Source organism: Lentilitoribacter sp. JB5-8 (assembly GCF_055693385.1).
On sequence record NZ_CM146332.1, the window covers coordinates 744,426 to 762,044 of the forward strand.

General features: G+C 44.4%; 19 protein-coding genes. 8 read left to right on the forward strand and 11 right to left on the reverse strand.

Going from position 1 to position 17,619, the window contains the following annotated elements; all coding sequences use genetic code 11:
* Positions 1-615, forward strand: a complete 615-nt coding sequence (locus tag ACZ1GZ_RS03560) for a hypothetical protein (RefSeq protein ID WP_472667068.1) — start codon at positions 1-3, stop codon at positions 613-615.
* A 46-nt stretch (positions 616-661) separates the two neighbouring features.
* Here ACZ1GZ_RS03560 and ACZ1GZ_RS03565 read toward each other — a convergent pair whose 3' ends face one another.
* Positions 662-1,129, reverse strand: coding sequence for a chemotaxis protein CheW (locus ACZ1GZ_RS03565; protein ID WP_472667070.1), 468 nt, complete (start codon positions 1,127-1,129; stop codon positions 662-664).
* A 291-nt stretch (positions 1,130-1,420) separates the two neighbouring features.
* The gene (locus ACZ1GZ_RS03570) at positions 1,421-2,020 is read right to left on the reverse strand and encodes a TetR/AcrR family transcriptional regulator (RefSeq protein WP_472667072.1); all 600 of its coding nucleotides are present in this window, start codon (positions 2,018-2,020) and stop codon (positions 1,421-1,423) included.
* Positions 2,021-2,205: 185 nt separating this feature from the next.
* On the opposite strand from ACZ1GZ_RS03570, the gene ACZ1GZ_RS03575 reads away from it, so the two are divergent.
* Positions 2,206-5,607, forward strand: coding sequence for an acyl-[ACP]--phospholipid O-acyltransferase (locus ACZ1GZ_RS03575; RefSeq protein ID WP_472668225.1), 3,402 nt, complete (start codon positions 2,206-2,208; stop codon positions 5,605-5,607).
* Here the strand turns inward: ACZ1GZ_RS03575 and truA are convergent.
* From truA to def, 3 genes are read right to left on the reverse strand one after another with little or no spacing between them, the layout of a single operon-like run.
* On the reverse strand, positions 5,604-6,353 hold the full coding sequence (truA, locus tag ACZ1GZ_RS03580; protein ID WP_472667073.1) for a tRNA pseudouridine(38-40) synthase TruA: 750 nt from the start codon (positions 6,351-6,353) through the stop codon (positions 5,604-5,606). The genes ACZ1GZ_RS03575 and truA overlap by 4 nt on opposite strands.
* Before the next feature lie 9 nt (positions 6,354-6,362).
* Complete coding sequence (fmt, locus tag ACZ1GZ_RS03585; protein WP_472667075.1) at positions 6,363-7,298, reverse strand: methionyl-tRNA formyltransferase; 936 nt, start codon at positions 7,296-7,298, stop codon at positions 6,363-6,365.
* A gap of 33 nt (positions 7,299-7,331) precedes the next feature.
* Positions 7,332-7,853 (reverse strand): peptide deformylase, encoded by a 522-nt coding sequence (def, locus tag ACZ1GZ_RS03590; RefSeq protein ID WP_472667077.1) that lies wholly within the window; start codon positions 7,851-7,853, stop codon positions 7,332-7,334.
* Positions 7,854-7,976: 123 nt separating this feature from the next.
* Here def and rmuC point away from each other — a divergent pair, with 123 nt between their 5' ends.
* The 4 genes from rmuC to ACZ1GZ_RS03610 all read left to right on the forward strand — a co-directional run bounded on the left by rmuC (position 7,977) and on the right by ACZ1GZ_RS03610 (position 11,070).
* Positions 7,977-9,221, forward strand: a complete 1,245-nt coding sequence (gene rmuC, locus ACZ1GZ_RS03595) for a DNA recombination protein RmuC (RefSeq protein WP_472667079.1) — start codon at positions 7,977-7,979, stop codon at positions 9,219-9,221.
* Between the two features lie 32 nt (positions 9,222-9,253).
* Positions 9,254-10,159 (forward strand): ribokinase, encoded by a 906-nt coding sequence (locus ACZ1GZ_RS03600; protein WP_472667081.1) that lies wholly within the window; start codon positions 9,254-9,256, stop codon positions 10,157-10,159.
* 120 nt (positions 10,160-10,279) lie between these two features.
* Complete coding sequence (locus tag ACZ1GZ_RS03605; protein WP_472667082.1) at positions 10,280-10,711, forward strand: Hsp20 family protein; 432 nt, start codon at positions 10,280-10,282, stop codon at positions 10,709-10,711.
* Between the two features lie 101 nt (positions 10,712-10,812).
* On the forward strand, positions 10,813-11,070 hold the full coding sequence (locus ACZ1GZ_RS03610; protein WP_472667084.1) for a BQ00720 family protein: 258 nt from the start codon (positions 10,813-10,815) through the stop codon (positions 11,068-11,070).
* 17 nt (positions 11,071-11,087) lie between these two features.
* Here the strand turns inward: ACZ1GZ_RS03610 and ptsN are convergent, their stop codons facing one another.
* From ptsN to lptC, 6 genes are all read right to left on the reverse strand, one after another.
* The gene (gene ptsN / locus ACZ1GZ_RS03615; protein ID WP_472667085.1) at positions 11,088-11,552 is read right to left on the reverse strand and encodes a PTS IIA-like nitrogen regulatory protein PtsN; all 465 of its coding nucleotides are present in this window, start codon (positions 11,550-11,552) and stop codon (positions 11,088-11,090) included.
* A 32-nt stretch (positions 11,553-11,584) separates the two neighbouring features.
* Positions 11,585-12,160, reverse strand: a complete 576-nt coding sequence (hpf, locus tag ACZ1GZ_RS03620) for a ribosome hibernation-promoting factor, HPF/YfiA family (protein WP_472667087.1) — start codon at positions 12,158-12,160, stop codon at positions 11,585-11,587.
* 234 nt (positions 12,161-12,394) lie between these two features.
* Positions 12,395-13,951, reverse strand: a complete 1,557-nt coding sequence (gene rpoN, locus ACZ1GZ_RS03625; RefSeq protein ID WP_472667089.1) for an RNA polymerase factor sigma-54 — start codon at positions 13,949-13,951, stop codon at positions 12,395-12,397.
* Between the two features lie 173 nt (positions 13,952-14,124).
* Positions 14,125-14,898 (reverse strand): LPS export ABC transporter ATP-binding protein, encoded by a 774-nt coding sequence (gene lptB, locus ACZ1GZ_RS03630; RefSeq protein ID WP_472667090.1) that lies wholly within the window; start codon positions 14,896-14,898, stop codon positions 14,125-14,127.
* 44 nt (positions 14,899-14,942) lie between these two features.
* Entirely contained in the window at positions 14,943-15,482 is a 540-nt protein-coding gene (locus ACZ1GZ_RS03635) for an LptA/OstA family protein (protein ID WP_472667091.1), read from the reverse strand.
* Positions 15,483-15,484: 2 nt separating this feature from the next.
* The gene (gene lptC, locus ACZ1GZ_RS03640; protein ID WP_472667093.1) at positions 15,485-16,162 is read right to left on the reverse strand and encodes an LPS export ABC transporter periplasmic protein LptC; all 678 of its coding nucleotides are present in this window, start codon (positions 16,160-16,162) and stop codon (positions 15,485-15,487) included.
* Positions 16,163-16,323: 161 nt separating this feature from the next.
* Between lptC and sppA the strand changes: the two genes are divergently transcribed.
* On the forward strand, positions 16,324-17,283 hold the full coding sequence (gene sppA, locus ACZ1GZ_RS03645; protein ID WP_472667094.1) for a signal peptide peptidase SppA: 960 nt from the start codon (positions 16,324-16,326) through the stop codon (positions 17,281-17,283).
* A 29-nt stretch (positions 17,284-17,312) separates the two neighbouring features.
* Positions 17,313-17,597, forward strand: a complete 285-nt coding sequence (locus tag ACZ1GZ_RS03650; protein WP_472667096.1) for an integration host factor subunit beta — start codon at positions 17,313-17,315, stop codon at positions 17,595-17,597.
* The last annotated feature ends 22 nt before the right edge of the window (positions 17,598-17,619 follow it).

The window sequence follows — 17,619 nt, forward strand, 5'->3', positions numbered from 1 at the left end:
ATGACCGATAATAATCCAGCAAAAATTACCCGTTTGGCAGAGGCCGGTTATTTTTTGCGAATTATCTTGCTCGTTTTGCAAAACAAACCTGAAAACGCCAGTGGCTTTTATTTGCCAAATGCGAATATTCTCCGCTCATTTTATGCATTTATTTGGTGCCTTCCGGCGCAGCTATTCATGTGGTCTTCACTTTGGAGCAAACTTGCTGAACAAAGTAATAACCAGGTGATCAGCAAGCCCGCTTTTCTCATGCAAGTCGCAACATTTGATATACTTGGCTGGATTATATCCGCTTGTGCGATCTTCATCATCCTGTCTGCGGTCAACATGAAGAGGGCAATCGGACCTGCCATTATTGCATCAAACTGGTTCAGTCTTTTAGCTGTTTATGTGTTTTTTATCCCGGATACATTATCATTTTTCTTACCGGCTTTGCGGGACTTCATAGATGTAATTGATTTTGTCGTTTATTTCACAGTTGTTGGGTTATATTTCAGGTTGATGAAACATGTGCTTGGTGATCAAAAAATGATCGCCTTTGCCATCACATTGGCAAGCGTTGTTATGGGACTATTTTTATCCAGCATGGTCTTTCAGTCGGTCATGCAGACATAAAAAAGCCCGCTGGAAGCGGGCTTTAAAATTTTTATTTTCGCTTATATTAAGCAGCTAACTCTTCTACATCTGGGAAGAGTGAATCAAGTTCAAGGTAACAGATCATCTGATCATCAACTGGGATGATTGCACGTGTGAGCGAACGCTCAGCTTCTGGCAACACATCCGGAGCAGGCTGCAAGCTATCTTCTTTGACAGTGATCATGTCTGATACGTTTTCTACCAAAAGACCTACAAGCTTGTCGGCGATGTTTGTCACGATGATCGCAGAACGCTCTGTTGGTTTGATCGGTGGTAGACCAAGACGGATCGCCATATCGATCACAGGAATAACGGAACCACGAAGGTTGATTACGCCCAATACATGTTTCGGCGAATGCGGTAGCATGGTCGATGGTGCCCAGCCACGAATTTCGCGAACAGCCATGATATTGACGCAGAAAACCTGGTCGCCGAGGTGGAACGAGATAATCTCGATTTGGCCAGATTCTTTTACATCTGTTTGTTCGTTCATAATGAAATCTCCAAAATTGAATTCGTTTACCGAGCTATATTTTATAAAGCGCATGCTCGGGATCTAATTTAAATTGCCACCATTACTATCTTTGGATACGCGAAAAAGCAGACACCTAAAATTTCATATGGGAAACTTGCATGCTGGAATATCAGCCGTCCGTTGAGCGTCATGCTTGGGTCTCAGTTTCGACAACGAGCCCCCGGATTAACTCATAATGCAGTCACACAGTTTCAAATTTATTAATTTTGTAAACTAATTTTTATGACTGGTGCGAAGCTGGATTTGCGTTCAGGCCTTGTTTTGCAAGCCTTTGGCGTAAGTTTGGACGAACTCGATAAGCTGTATCTGGAGCATGTCTTTGGGAATGGAAATAAAACGTTCCTGGAGATTGATCGTGATGATGCCATGAACGGCAGAAAATAGCGTACGGACTAATATAAAAGCCTCAGCTTCATCCAATTCTGGACGCAATTTTAATAGCGGTGCGACAAGCGTTAAAAACGTCGCATTGGTTTGTTCGGTATACCATTCCGGAATGGGTGCATTATCCTGCATCGTATGACCAAATACCGATGACCAAAGATTATTATTCTCATAGGCAAAGTTCATATAATTTACCGCTAAGCGCACAAGTGCTGCTTCTGCATTTTCTTCATCATCCACATTGCTAGAAATGGTTTCCTTGAGCATTTCAAGCACACGGCTGTTCACGTTTAGAATAAGATCATCCAAATCCTGATAGGCGTTATATAATGAACCTAATGAGCAACCCGCGTCTTTTGCTATATCTCGTGCGCGCAATCCAACAAGGCCATCCTGCTCGATACGCTTAAATGCGGCATCAAATACCTTTTGTTTGAGTAACCCACGTTTTTCATCTTGCTTCATAACATTAACCAAATAATTGAACGTCGTTCATTTTATGCTTGAACAGTGTTCATTTTTCATTTAATAGATAATTGAACACTGTTCATAAAGTGAATTTATAACCTTTGCAAGGTAATTAGCGGATGATCAAGGCGATAACCCAGATTTTACTTGCATCAGGTCAAATTAAACGGAAAGCTAAAGTGATGAAACATAATTTGATGTCCTCAAAATGGTTTGCACCTTTGTTCTGGACCCAGTTTTTATCAGCATTTAATGATAATCTGGTCAAAAACACCCTGATTTTTCTCATTCTATTTCAATTACCGGCTGAACAGGCCGGATCGATGGTAACAATAGCGAGTGCTGTTTTAATCCTACCATTTTTATTTTTCTCAGCCATTGGCGGTGAAATTGCCGATAAATATGACAAGGGAAAGGTCGCCGAACGGCTCAAATTTGTTGAGATCGGAGCCGCTATTGTTGCCGTCACCGGCATTGCACTTTCTTCCATCCCTATCCTCATGACAGCTTTGTTCCTCTTTGGTTTTGTCTCTGCATTATTCGGACCTGTTAAATATGGAATTTTGCCTGACCACATTGAGACCTATGCGCTTCCCAAAGCAAATGCCTGGGTTGAAGCAGGAACATTCCTAGCCATTTTAGGCGGCACGATTGTCGCTGGTATCGCTTTTGACGGCGAAGCTGGGATATGGATTTTTGGTCCGATGATGATGGTTTTTTCGATCTCATGTTGGATTTTTAGCCGATACATTCCGCAAACTGGACCTGCAGAACCTGAGCTGAAGATTGATCGCAATATCTTGCGTTCAACCAAACGCCTTTTGAAAGAGCTCAAACAAGATAACCGCATTCTCCATGCTGCTTGGATGGTGTCGTGGTTTTGGGTGATCGGCGCAATTGTATTGTCGCTTATGCCGACATTTGTAAAGCAAATTTTGGGTGGCCATGAAATTGCCGTGACCGCGTATTTGGCAATCTTTGCGATCTTTATCGGTATCGGCTCAGCGCTTGCTGCCTGGATGTCAGCGGGCCGGATTAACCTCATCCTCGCGCCGATTGGCACATTCTTACTTGCGGTATTTTTAATCGATCTTTCTTTCGTTTTATGGAATTTAGAACCTCAAACTCCCGTTAATACGCTGCGTGAATTCTTTGCCAAAGATAATACGATCCATATTGCGGTTGATTTGGCTGGTCTTGCGATTGCCGGTGCATTTTTGGTGGTCCCAACCTTCACCGCTGTGCAGGCATGGGCACCGGTTAAAAACCGTGCACGTATCGTAGCTGCGGTGAATGTTTTAAATTCGCTCTTTATTGTGACAGGTATCGCGATCATCGCTGGTTTGCAGGCTGCAGGCATTGGAATTGCTACGCTTTTGATTGCGCTTGGTATGATTAACTTCATCGTTGCGGTTTTGATGCTGATCTATCTTCCAACCAATCCTTTGCGTGATTTGATCTCCGTTATCCTGCGCGCATTCCACCGCATGGAAGTTAAAGGGCTAGAGAACGTTGAAAAAGCCGGCAAAGCACCAATTATCGCACTTAATCATGTAAGCTATTTAGATGGTGGCTTAGCACTGGCGTTAACGGATAAAGACCCAATGTTTGCGGTTGATGCTAAAGTTGCGCAAAGATGGTGGGTGAAGCCATTCTTAAAGCTATGCAATTTTATGCCGCTTGATCCAACCAAGCCTATGGCAACCCGCACCTTGATTAACTCGGTCAGCAGCGGCAATCCGCTTGTGATCTTCCCCGAAGGCCGCATTACGGTGACAGGAAGCTTGATGAAGGTTTATGATGGCGCTGCAATGGTTGCTGATAAAACAGGGGCTCAAGTGTTACCTGTGCGCATTGATGGGTTAGAGCGGAGTTTTTTCTCTCGCCTGTCGAAACACGGGATCAAACGTTCGCTGTTCCCGAAAGTAAAGGTTACGATCCTGGAGCCGCGTAAGCTTGAAGTTGACGAAAACCTGAAAGGCAAACAACGCCGCATGGCAGCGGGCGCTGCGCTTTATGAAATCATGTCTGAATTGGTGTTTGAAACGACAGATATGACGCAATCAATTCCTGAAAAACTGATCCAGTCAGCAAAACAAATTGGCATGCGAAAGCTTGCTGTTCAGGATCCAATCACAGGTGATCTAAGCTTTGGTAAATTACTCACGGGCGCCAAAGTTTTGGCCAATAAATTTGAGCAAATCTTGCCAGATCAAACCAATATTGGCGTCATGTTACCCAATGCCAACGGCTCAGCGGCGACCGTGTTTGGATTGATGTATGCTGGTAAAGTACCCGCAATGATCAACTTTTCAGGTGGCGCAACAAATATCATATCAGCGTGTCAGGCTGCAGAAGTGAAAACTGTTTTATCTTCACGTGCTTTCATCAGTCAGGCGAAGCTTGAAGATGTCGTGGCTGCGATTGAAAAGCACGTTAAAATTATCTGGCTCGATGATCTGCGCAAAGACATTACCGCACTTGATAAAATACGCGGACTTTTGACTAAAACCCGTGTGTTGCACAAACGCGAAGTTGATGATGCAGCGGTGATTTTGTTTACTTCAGGTTCTGAAGGACGTCCAAAGGGCGTTATGCTCACACACCGCAATATTTTGACCAATGTTGCGCAAGCGGCAGCTCGGATTGATTTTAATCCATCTGACAAGCTCTTTAATGTACTACCGATATTCCATTCCTTTGGCATGACCGCAGGTTTGATCTTGCCATTGGTATCAGGTGTTCCGGTTTATATGTATCCATCACCGCTGCATTATCGCGTGGTGCCAGAGCTGATCTATGCATCTAACGCAACAATCCTGTTTGGCACTGATACGTTCCTCACTGGCTATGCGAGAACTGCAAATTCTTACGATTTCAGATCATTGCGATATTGTTTTTCAGGTGCTGAGCCTGTGAAAGCAGCAACACAATCGCTTTATATGGAAAAATTCGGCGTACGTATCCTGGAAGGTTACGGCGTGACTGAAACAGCGCCTGTAATTGCGCTTAACACCCCAATGCACAATCGCATGGGCACGGTTGGGCGCCTTATTCCAGGGATTGAATATCGTATTGAACCCGTTCCTGGGATCGAAGAAGGTGGCCGCCTGTTCGTCAAAGGTGGAAACATCATGGCGGGTTATTTGCATAGCGAAAACCCGGGCGTATTAGAGCCAACACCAGGCGGCTGGCATGATACTGGTGATATTGTCACAATGGATGATGAAGGTTTTATCACCATCCGCGGCCGCGCAAAACGTTTTGCGAAAATTGCTGGCGAAATGGTGTCATTGGCGGCTGTTGAAAAATTAGCCGGGGAATTATGGCCAAATGATTTAAACGTCGTCGTCTCAGTGCCGGATGCGAAAAAAGGTGAGCGCCTGATCCTGATCACAGAAGCGGAAAATGCTGATCGACCAAGCTTTATAGCATTTGCCAAGGAGCAACATGCGATGGATCTAATGATCCCGGCAGAGGTAAGAGTTGGCAAAGTTCCTATTCTTGGCAGCGGCAAAATGGACTTTGTCAAAGCACGTGAATGGGCTTTAAATCCAGAAATTGCTGAGCAAATGGACGCCTAATAGTCCACTTGCATGAAGTATAACCCATAGGGCGGAGCAACTGGTCCACAGGCGCTCCGCTCTTTTGCTTCTAGCGCTTGTGTGACATCATCTGGGGTCCAGCGGTTCTCACCAACTTTGCGCAAAGTCCCCGCAAATGATCGTATTTGGTTATGCAAGAACCCACGCGCGGATGCATGCAATTCCACTAAGGCACCATCATCTGAGGCAATCACATCCAATCGATCCATTGTGCGAATAGGGCTTTTTGCCTGACATTGAACTGATCGAAAGGTGGTAAAATCATGTTGTCCGACCAATCTTTGTGCCGCTTCATGCATTTTAGCCACATCCAATTGATGCGAAACCTGCCACATGCGATTGCGTTCTAATGTCAACGGCGCGCGGCGACACCAGAATTTATAGATGTAGTGCCGTTTTTTGGCTGAAAATCTCGCATCAAAATCATCTGATACCGTTTCAGAGGATAAAATTGCGACGCGATCATCTTGTCCACGCAAATGCGCATTAATCGCGCCTTCGACCGTGTCATTGGAATAGTCTTTTTCGAGCGAAAAATGCGCGACTTGCCCTCGCGCATGAACCCCTGCATCTGTTCGTCCTGAGCCTGAAACCGTTACGCTTTGGCCGGAAAACTTAAAGATCGCCTGTTCAATTGCTTCTTGAATAGTCGGAACATCAGGCTGTCGTTGCCAACCAGCATATCCTGTTCCATCATATTCAATTGTGATTTTATATTTAGGCATAGACCCGCTTTAGCTTAGTTTTGTGCCTTTTGGAATGGAATTGCCACGCAAAAACTCATCAACCATCATCGGTTTTGATCCGGCTTTTTGCAATTTAAGTAATCGGATGGCGCCATTCTCACACGCTATCGTCAATTCATCATCCATAACGGTTCCAGCAGCATCACCATCAACATGATCAACATATTCGCAAGCTAAAACTTTCACACGGGCTGCCTTTTTGCCTTCCCCCAGCTCAAACCAAGCACCGGGGAAAGGTGATAATCCCATAATGTGCTTATGAACACTTGCACCAGCTTGCGAGAAATCGATCCGGGTTTCGGATTTCTCGATCTTTTTGGCATAGGTGACACCCTCTTCTGACTGCTCCGTTAGCGTGAGTTCACCTGCTTGCAGCAATTCCATCGCTTTAACGGCAAGTGGGCCACTAACAGACATTAATTGGTCATGTAATATGCCTGCAGTTGTAGTGTCAGTAATCGCGACTTTTTCAACCAGTGCAACAGGGCCTGTGTCCAGACCTTCACCCATTTGCATGATCATCATGCCAGTTTCTTTATCGCCCGCCATAATCGCGCGCTGAATGGGTGCAGCACCACGCCAGCGCGGTAGAAGCGACGCATGACCGTTAAAACAGCCATGTTTAGGGCTTTCCAAAATTGCTTTTGGCAATAGCATGCCATAAGCCACAACGACCGCAACATCGGCCTCTAATGCGTCAAACTTTGCTTGCTCTTCTTCGCTTTTTAAACTTGTTGGAATTCGAACCTCAATCCCATGCTCTTCTGCTTTTAACTGAACAGGAGATGGCTTAAGTTCTAACCCACGACGCCCTGCAGGTCGGGGTGGCTGGGTATATACACAGACAATATCGTGGTCAGCATCGATTAAAGCCTGGAGCGTTGCAACGGAGAATTCCGGCGTACCCATGAAAACAATACGCATTGGTTGCTTCCTCCAATTAAATAGATATTAAAACTAAAGCACAGCGGCTTTTTGTTTGGCCATTTTGGTGAATTTTTTTATCACCATATTTTGCTTTAATTTAGACAGATAATCGATGAACAAAACGCCATTGAGATGGTCAATTTCGTGCTGCAAACATGTTGCCATCAAACCATCAGCCTCAATGAACTTCTCTTTGCCAGAGAGATCCAAGTATTTCACCTTGATTGCAGCTGGTCGTTCAACCTCTGCGTAATATTCCGGAATGGACAGGCAGCCCTCTTCATAAACGCTGCGCTCATCGCTTGATTCCACGATTTCCGGATTAATAAAGACTTCCGGATTTTTGTTTTCCTCATCCTTGGACACATCAACAACCAGCATCTGACGCAAGACGCCAACCTGTACCGCCGCTAAGCCAATTCCAGGCGCGTCATACATGGTTTCAGTCATATCGGCTGCGAATTTGGCGAGTTCGTCGTCAAAACGCTCAATCGGTTCGGATTTCTTGCGCAACACAGCGTCAGGGAGGAGTACAATAGGTTTAATAGTCATAAAGCTGGAGATAAGGGCTAGTCGGAGGAAGGTCAATAAAAAGATGTGGTCCTCAGAGTAGAAAGCTGAAAAATGTTCACCTTTTGATCTGACAAATGCGCCAGAATCAGTTAGCATCTGGAAATGGATATAAATACTGACTTCTTATCGAGCCCTTTGCTGACCTTTGGCGACACGGTTTTTTCCATCGGCAATGTGGCATTTGCTTTTGTCATTGCCTTGTTTGTGCTCTTATTTTTAATTGTCTATTTGTTGTGGCGTTCATCCAATTCCAGAATATTGGCAAAAGCCCAATCAGATGAAGCTGCGCAAAACGCACAGGCCCAATTGAACGAGCTTTTAAAAACGCAAAGCGAGATGCAGGGTCGTATGAGCACGATGGCGGAGCTTTTTGGTTCTCGCCAATCTGAACTTAATCAAAACATCAATCAACGTTTGGATGGCATGACGCAGAAACTGGGAAACTCACTTGTTGAGCAAACCAAGACGACGCATGAAAATTTGTCCAAACTGCAAGAGCGTTTGGCGGTGATTGATACTGCGCAAAACAACATTCAGGCATTGGCGCAAAATGTGGTGGGCTTGCAAGCGATCTTATCGGATAAGCAGACCCGCGGCGCTTATGGTCAGGCGCGCATGGAAACCATCATCAAAGACGGTTTGCCAATGGGTGCTTATAATTTTCAAACCACATTATCCAATGGAACCCGCCCCGATTGCACGGTGACCATGCCCAATGATTCACCTGATTTGGTGATTGATGCAAAATTTCCGCTTGAAGCTTGGAACGCGATTAAAAAAGCCGATGATGATCGTCTGGCGGCCGATGCTGCACGCCAATTCCGGACCGATATGGAAAAACATATCAAGGATATTTCCGATAAATATTTAATTGCCGGCGAAACTCAGGACACCGCTTTTATGTTTGTTCCATCGGAATCTATTTTCGCAGAAGTGCATGAGAATTTTGAAGGGGTTGTTCAACGCGCCCATAAAGCACGTGTGGTTATCGTATCGCCATCTTTATTGATGCTCTCTATTCAAGTTATCCAAGCAGTGTTGAAAGATGCCCGCATGCGCGAGCAAGCCCATCTTATTCAAGGCGAGGTCATTCGCCTCATGGAAGACATCGGACGTCTGGATGATCGGGTGCGGAAATTGCAAACTCATTTTGGCCAGAGCCAAAAAGATATCGATCAGATTTTGACCTCGACCGATAAGATCACCAAGCGCAGTTCTAAGATTGAATCGATGGATTTTCAGGACAGTTTGCCTGATGTGGAGAAAGCTGAAAAAACCAGCGACCCTGAGCCATTATCTGTGGTAAAACCCATAGGTTCATCGGGTCGACTTAACCTAAGGCCTTGATGAAACAGTAATTTGTCTATCGAGGAGTTATCATGATCAGCATTCTTGGCTCAATAAACATGGATTTAATTGCCAATACCGAGCGTTTGCCTGGACCAGGTGAAACGGTTTCTGGCAGCCATTTTGCAACAGCCCCTGGCGGCAAAGGGGCAAATCAAGCCCTTGCTGCACGACGCGCTGGTGCTGAGGTCAAAATGGCGGGCGCTGTTGGTTCTGATAATTTTGCTGACATGGCGCTTGAACTACTTAAATCATCCGGCGCTGATTTAGAAAATGTCAAAACAACTGATGAAGCAACCGGAACTGCACTTATTCTTGTCGGCGGTGACGGCGAAAACATGATTGCCGTTGTTGCAGGCGCCAATGGCAAGGTCAATTCTGACGATGCTCGCACAATCATCAGCCAGATGAGTGCAGGTGATAGCTTACTTTTACAGATGGAAATTGATGCTGATACCGTTAAAACAGCGCTCGAAGCTGCACGGGAGCAAGGTGTGCGATCTGTATTCAACATTGCGCCAATGACGGATGCTGCGGCTAAGCTAGCACCCCTTGCTGACATTGTTGTCGCTAATGAAACAGAGTTTGATCTGCTGATCGGTAAGGGCACTTTATCTGATGATGATCGCGATGCTGAGATGGTAAAATTTGCTGAAACACATAATCGCTCTGTTGTCATCACGCTCGGTGGCGATGGGGTCATTGCCTATCATCAAGGTGCTAGATATTCGGCAAAAGGACTTAAAATAACGCCAGTGGACACAGTTGGCGCGGGCGACACATTTTGCGGTTATTTAACTCAAGGATTGGATGCTAACCTCAGTTTTAAAGAGGCTTTATCGCAAGCTGCTGTTGCTGGATCTTTGGCATGCTTAAAGCCCGGTGCGCAACCTGCCATCCCGACAATTTCTGACGTCAGGAACGCGTTATCAAGTTAAAGTGATGTTTTTCTGCCCCTATTTGGTCTTGTAACAAGGTTATTTTGACACCATATCTAACCCAAGTCGACGCCAAATTGGGTCTGACTATATATTTGTTGCTTGGTTTTTGAGGACGAAATGACACGAATGGCACCATTTTCCAGCCCATTATTGTTGGGCTTTGAATCGATGGAAAAAACCTTAGAACGCGTTGCAAAAGGCGCTGAGGGCTATCCCCCATATAATATTGAGCGTCTACATGGCCAAACCGCGGGTGCGCGCGCTGAAAAACTTCGCATAACACTAGCTGTGGCTGGGTTTAGCGAAGAAGAGTTGGAAGTGACAACTGAGGAAAACCAATTGGTGATCCGTGGACGTCAAACGGATAATAAAGAGCGCGATTTTTTATATCGAGGTATTGCCGCAAGACAGTTTCAACGCGTCTTTATCTTGGCAGATGGTATGCAAGTTGATGCAGCAGAACTTAAAAACGGAATGCTCTCTGTAGATCTCATTCGTCCTGAACCAGAACGGTTGATAAAGAAAATTAACATTTCTGTAGCAGACTAATAATTGACCATGAATCACTAGGTTGCAAACGCCTAATTGGGTGTGGGTTACGCGTGTTTTTTGCCAATGAAAGGCAAATTTCACCGATATAGGAGGCAAATATGCTTTCAATTTTAACAAATGACATCAATTCAGCTGAAGATCTGGCGCTTATAGGTGAGGGTGAAGTTGCCTATATCCGGCAAATTAGTTCTGAAGAGGTCAACGAACGTTTTCCACTGGAGCAAAAACTTGAGCCGGGTCAGGCGTTGTGGGCATTGTTCGCAGCCGACGGGACACCAATTTACCTCAGCGACGATAGAACAAGCACGTTCTTTCGCGCCGCAGAAGATGATTTATCACCTGCGACGTTACACTGATTTGGTAATCTGAAATCTTAGGCAGCGTTGGACGCTGAACCTTGTGTCAATAATGAATAAATCGCTGAATCCGATTGCGCACCTCGGATTTTGTCGACGGTGTCGTCATTACGCAATACCCGCGCAATGCGAGACAATGCTTTTAAATGATCTGCGCCAGCGCCTTCAGGTGCCAAAAGCATGAATACCAGGTCAACTGGCTGATCATCTAGGGCTTCAAAATCAACGGGCGCTTCCAGTTTTGCGCAAAACCCAACAATTGTATCAAGTTTTTGCAATTTTCCATGCGGGATCGCAATTCCATTGCCAACGCCGGTTGAACCCAATCGCTCACGTTGCAAAATTACGTCGAAAATTTCGCGCTCTGGCAAACCAGTTTCTTGCGCAGCGCATTCAGCAAGCTCTTGTAAAACTTGTTTTTTTGAACTTGCTTTTAGCGCGTGCAGAATTGAGCTCTGCGCGATAACATCAGCGAGTGACATTTTTGTACCTCTTGATTGGTCAATTAAACCAATTAGCTTTTGATATCCCCTGCATCAATCCAACCAACATTGCCATCGTTACGACGATAAACAACGTTAAGCGCATCATTGCCTGCATTTTTAAATATCAATAATGGCTCATCCGTCAGGTCCAGCGACATAACCGCATCAGCAACTGACATGACATTTAATTGTTTGGTGCTCTCAGCAACAATAGCCGGGGCGTAATCTTCTGAAACTTCTTCCTCAACATTATCATTTGTGCCCATAACACTGTAGGCAACTTCAGAGAATATATCAGGATTTGTATTAATTTGATGACTTTTAAGTTTGCGCTTGTAACGACGCAAACGTTTTTCAATTCGTTCTGCGGCAGCAACAAAAGACTGCAGCGGATCTTGCGATTCACCTGTGGCCTGTAAAACGACACCTGTATCGAGATGAACTTTGCAATCAGATGTAAATCTGGAGCCAGATTTTTCGACAGTGACTTGGCTGGAATACCCGCCTGCAAAATATTTGGTCACCGCATCTGATACATGGTCTTCTATGCGCGTGCGAAACGCATCACCAATGTCCATATGTTTTCCCGAAACACGTATTGTCATAGAACATCCTTTCCAACTTTGATACTGGCTTATTGTACGCCAATAATCGAAACCTTCCAAGCAAATAGGTCATTTTTGCTTCGGTTGTGGAAACTGGCCAAAATTAATTTGGATAAAAAATATAAAATCAAGCGTGCTACTAGTTCTATATGAGAACTTTGTCAATTCGTAAAAATCTGTATTTAATGTATACCTAAAAATAGTGTTATATTTCAGATATTTATCGGATTTTGTCTATGCAGATAATTTTGTTTTCATGCCTTGCGCACGCAATTTTTTCTCTCTTCGGCGCTGAACAGAGGACGGAATATTTAATGCCTCTCGATACTTGGCAACGGTGCGTCTAGCGATATCTACGCCATCCTTTTTCAAAACTTTTACGATTTCATCATCGGATAAAACACGCTCTGCTGGCTCAGAATCAATCATCGATTTAATTTTAAAGCGAACAGATTCGGCAGAATGCGCATCTGCACCCGCTTCACTACCACCGATAGAAACGGTGAAAAAGTATTTCAACTCAAAGAGGCCGCGTGGTGTCATCATATACTTATTAGATGTAACGCGTGAAACTGTTGATTCGTGCATTTCGATGGCTTCAGCCACAGACTTTAAATTCAAAGGCTTTAAATGCGACACACCTTCGGCAAAAAACTCGGTCTGCTGCTTGACGATCTCACTGGCGACTTTGACGATTGTTTTGGCGCGCTGATCTAAACTGCGCACCAACCAATTGGCTGATTGTAGACATTCATTCATGAACTCGTAATCAGCGTGAGATTTATCCAAACCGCTTACCACTGTTGAATGATAGGTCTGATCCACCAGAACACGCGGCAATGTTTGAGGGTTCATCTCAATATGCCATTCACCCATATCGGTATTCTTTACCAAGACATCGGGAATAATTGTTTGAACACCTTGGGTCTCAAAACAAGCTCCGGGCTTTGGATCGAGGCTTTGGATTTCTGCCATCATTTCCAAAAGGTCAGCTTCATCAACCAGGCAAATTTTCTTCAACGATTTAAAATCACGCTTTGCAAGCAGTTCCAAATTATCCAAAAGTGCATCCATTGCTGGATCTAAGCGGTTTTTACGAACGAGCTGCAGCTTTAAACATTCGCCCAAATTTCGCGCAAAAATGCCGGGTGGATCGAAAGTTTGCGCTTGCGTGAGAACAATATGTACCTGCTCTTCACTTGAACCTAAACGGCCTGCAATATCCGTTAAGTCCACATGCAAATAACCTGCATCATCTAAATGATCGACAAGACTTGCGGCAATTGCACGATCTGTCACTGACTTGAACGTCATTGCTATTTGCTCGCTCATCATCTCGCGTAATCCTGGCGCGCGAGCTGCAAAGCTATCAAGATCAATATCAGTTCCACTGGCTGAGATTTCGCCAGAAGCGCCAACCTGCAGATCATGATTTAAATTGACGGGTTCAGCTTTTTGACGTTCATCATCTGGATAAACATTATCCATGTTCACATCCATAGACGTTTCCATCTTGCCAAATTCATTTAAGTCGCTGTCATTGGATGCAACTGGATCTGAGGGTGTGGATGTCTCATCACTTAAGTGACCAGCTGTGAATTCTTCTTCTGTTGGTGCACCACCATCTGATGGGTTTTTAAGCTCGAGTAATGGGTTACTTTCAACCTGATCTTCGATAAATTTGGATAATTCAAATGATGTGAATTGCAGCAAACGGATCGATTGCATCAATTGTGGAGTCATTGTCAAAGACTGACTTTGACGGAACTGTAAATTGGCTGAAAGAGACATAAAACTTAAGACCCCATACTTACTTTCGCTTTATGAAAGACCATGAGGGATGAAAAAATCAGCACGAAGACCCATCCTCACCCCAGCACTTCTAAACTGGCATGTATTTTGCTTATTATGGCGAAAAGGTCAAGTTTGAACTTGAAAATCCACTTTCATCCTTAAATTTTTGTTTAAAGCGAGAAATCATTACCCAAATACAGGCGTCTTACGTCTGGGTTGTTGATAATGTCTTCCGGCCGGCCGTGCGTTAAAACCTGACCGGCATGGATTATATAGGCGCGATCAATCAAACTTAGTGTTTCGCGCACGTTATGATCTGTAATCAAAACGCCAATGCCGCGCTGCGTTAAATGGCGTACAAGGTTTTGAATGTCAGCCACGGCAATCGGATCAACGCCGGCAAATGGCTCATCAAGCAGCATGAAAGTTGGATCGGACGCCAACGCGCGGGCAATTTCCAGTCGGCGTCGTTCACCACCAGACAACGCAATAGATGGTGATTTACGCAAATGCGTGATTGAAAACTCATCCAGTAAAGCGTCTAGTTTTTCTAATCTGGCTTTTTTGTTGGGTTCAATAATTTCCAACACAGCCATTATATTTGCTTCAACAGATAAACCACGAAAAATCGATGCCTCTTGGGGCAGATATCCTACACCCAGACGCGATCTGCGATACATCGGCATTTCAGATACGTCATGACCATCAATCTCAATGGAACCGTCATCCACAGGCACAAGACCCGTGATCATGTAAAAACAAGTTGTCTTACCCGCACCATTGGGGCCCAAAAGTCCAACAGCCTCTCCGCGCCGCACACCAAGCGACACACCATCAACAACGCGCCGTGATTTATACGCTTTGACCAAACCGCGGGCGATCAACGTCCCTTCATACCGGTTTGTGTTGGAGGGCTGTTCTGCAACTTTATGGTTTAATGTCACGTTTAAAGACTCAATTCGATAAGATGCTCAGTATCAGACTATAATTACTGTTTTGCGGATTTTGGGTCAATTTGAAAAATAACGCGTTCGTTCTTACAGCTGTCAATCCGCGCATCACCCGTCTGCATTTTCACTGTCAACTTACAGCCTACCAAAATGTTATCACCTTGCGATAATACAACCTTGTCACCCGTTAAGACTAAGGTTTGTGCGACCATATTGAACAAACCCTGATCTGCCGTTGCTGTCTGATCACCAGATTGCAGGACAACACTGCCTGAAACTTCTATCTTCTCGATATCTGTTGCACCAGCAGTCACAGATCCACCACCAGCATAATAAACAACCATCTTGCCGGATTTTAAGAGTGTGTCCCCCTGAACAACATTCACATTGCCGTTGAAGACTGCAGAGGAAGAACTGTCATCAATGTCCAAACGATCGCTCTCGATCTGAATTGGCTCATCACCAGACAGACCCAGGCCATTAATTCGGCTATTGGCTTGTTGCGCATTTGCACCCAAAGTGCTCACTAGCAAAACAATACCCGTCATAAGGATTGGAAACACGGATAATCTCATCATGATTACTCTTTCTCTTTAAGTACTTTTGGCTCTGTAAGCTCTTCAGGCTCTTTTGGTTTAATCGCACTTGGGTTAACTGTCATCTTAACATTCTGCTCTAATGAAACCAATTGCCCATTGTTAGACATGACCATTTTATCTGCATTTATTTGCGCGCCATCTAACTTGATATCAACAGATCCACCACTGACAAAATTGCCAAGACCAACATCATATTCTGCGGACGGGAATTTTGCGACCATTCCGGAAGATGTTGTCACTTGTAAAGGCTTGTTAAACACCAAAGTTTCCGCTGTTTGATCAAATATACCTTGTTCTGCAACTAAAATGGCTTCCGCACCATCTCCCATTGGTAATTGTGCTTCAATATTTTCCAACGTCACGACGCTCGAATTTCCAATATCTTGAATGGCTCTATCAGCCTTCATTCGATAGGGCTGATCTTTGCCGTTTTGCCCGGCCAATATCGGCTGGTTCATGACAATTTTGCCATCTTCAATTGTCGAACTTGAGATCACTAACCCATCCGGCAAAACTGTATTAAGATAGGAAACTGCGATGAAGCCAAATATGATGCACGCACCCAAAATTGGTAATCCAAACTTCAAGAACTTTACGATACGCGTATTGGCTTGCGCCTTCAGATATTGCACTTCTACACGTGTAACGGATGGATTCATATTATCGCCAAAAAGCTGGTGTTCGCTTATCTTTTAAGCCACTCTTTAATAAACCATTTTATCGAAGAGATATTGTATTTCAAAAACCATAGTCATAAATTAAGACTTATATTTGAATTTCAATAAAATTCCAGCTCAAAACACCTGAACGGATGCAAGATATGGATCAAAATAGTATTTTTGACCGGCACAATTTAAGACGAAAGCTCCGTTTTTGGCGCATAGCTACGATGGTGGTGGTTCTGTTAATTGTCGGCAGCATATTCATAAGCCAAAACGAAGAAATCATTTCCGGCGACCATATCGCTCGCGTTGAGATTAGAGGCGTCATCCAGGATGACGACGAACTTATTGCACGTTTAGATGGAATTGCCGATGATGACTATGCAAAAGCACTTATCTTAACGATCTCATCTCCAGGAGGAACTACCTTTGGGGGAGAGCGCATTTATAAAGCCATTAAGCGCGTATCTGAGAAGAAGCCTGTTGTGGCCGATATCAGAACATTAGCCGCATCCGCAGGCTATATGGTCGCCGCAGCTTCCGATCACATTGTTGCTGGCGAGACATCTATCGTTGGTTCTATTGGGGTCATCTTTCAATACCCGCAAGTATCAGAGCTTTTGGACAAAATAGGTGTGTCTTACGAGGAAATTAAATCCTCACCGTTAAAAGCAGAACCATCGCCTTTTCATCCAGCAAGCGATGAAGCCGTTGCTATGATCAATTCGATGGTTGTCGATAGTTATGATTGGTTTGTTGATCTTGTTGCTGAAAATCGCGGCTTAACGCGCCTCGAGACGCTGAAAATTGCTGATGGTAGTATTTTTACAGGACGGCAAAGCCTTGAGAATAAACTGATTGATTCGCTTGGTGGTGAACAAGAGATTCGTGCATTTTTGGAAACAAAAGACGTCTCAGACCAACTTGAAATCATCGAGCGTCGCAAACCTCGCGTCCCACAACCCCCATTTCTAATGGGTTCAATTGAGGGTATTGTGCAAAAATTGTTAGGTTTCGACCACGAAATCACCCATAATTGGCTAAAAGACCAAAAACTGTTCCTTGACGGCTTGCTTTCAGTTTGGCAATTTGGCAACTCAACACAACAGCAAAACTAGTAACGATGGTATATTTCGAGGGGAAATAGATGATTAAGTCTGAATTGGTGCAAATACTGGCAACTCGGAACTCGCATCTTTACCACCGCGACGTTGAGAATATCGTCAATGCAGTTTTAGATGAGATCAGTAAAGCACTTGCTGAAGGTAATCGTGTGGAACTTCGCGGATTTGGCGCTTTTTCTGTCAAACATCGTCCTGCTCGCTCAGGCCGTAATCCACGTACAGGCGAATCTGTATCTGTTGAAGAAAAATGGGTACCATTTTTTAAAACAGGTAAAGAACTGCGTGAACGCCTAAACCCAGAAGGTTAAATCGTTCTCCTGAAAGCAATTA